We start from the raw sequence: 263 nt of genomic DNA, 5'->3' as shown, positions 1-263 counted from the left end.
TCAGTGACGGTATAGCTGACCGTTGGCACGCTACCGTTGTAGTTGGCCGCCGGGGTAAAGGTGTAGGCACCATTGGCGGCAAGCACCAGGGTGCCGACGTTGGCGATGGTCGCGGTGCTGCCGGCGGCGTAGGTGGTTTCGCCGATGGTGAAGTTGAGCACGCTGACCGGACCATCAACGCTCGACGTCCCGTTAAGCACGCTGCCGCTGACTGGGGCGTCTTCGCTGGTGGTCACGGTTTCGCTGATGTCGGTGAAGCTGTC

General features: G+C 62.7%; 1 protein-coding gene. It reads right to left on the bottom strand.

The genetic code is table 11. The annotated features are described in order from the left end of the window. A partial coding sequence (locus tag WLY71_RS30910; RefSeq protein WP_347806607.1) for an Ig-like domain-containing protein occupies positions 1 to 263 on the bottom strand: 263 nt, incomplete at both ends.

Origin of the sequence: Pseudomonas rossensis (assembly GCF_039888995.1) — a bacterium.
In the GTDB taxonomy this organism is placed as follows: domain Bacteria; phylum Pseudomonadota; class Gammaproteobacteria; order Pseudomonadales; family Pseudomonadaceae; genus Aquipseudomonas; species Aquipseudomonas rossensis.
This window is presented reverse-complemented; position numbering and strand designations above follow the sequence as displayed.